Here is a 269-nt window from a genome sequence, read left to right on the forward strand (position 1 = left end):
ACCCTGGTCGACCAGGGCGTGGACATCTGCTTCGCCAACCCGGGCACCTCGGAGATGCACTTCCTGGCCGCTTTAGGCGGCAACCCGAAGATGCGTCCGGTGCTGTGCCTGTTCGAGGGCATCGCCACCGGGGCGGCGGATGGCTGGTGGCGGATGAAGGATCGTCCGGCCTCCACGCTGCTGCACCTGGGCCCGGGTCTGGCCAATGGTCTCGCCAACATCCACAACGCCAAGCGCGCGTCCTCGGGCATGGTCAACGTGGTCGGCGA

At 67.7% G+C, this 269-nt stretch carries 1 protein-coding gene; it reads left to right on the plus strand.

Going from position 1 to position 269, the window contains the following annotated elements; all coding sequences use genetic code 11:
* Nucleotides 1-3: 3 nt before the first annotated feature.
* On the plus strand, nucleotides 4-269 hold a 266-nt coding region (locus B0W88_RS32400; RefSeq protein WP_369973978.1), incomplete at its 3' end, for a thiamine pyrophosphate-binding protein.

Origin of the sequence: Pelomonas sp. KK5 (assembly GCF_001984095.1) — a bacterium.
Classification (GTDB): Bacteria; Pseudomonadota; Gammaproteobacteria; order Burkholderiales; family Burkholderiaceae_C; genus KK5.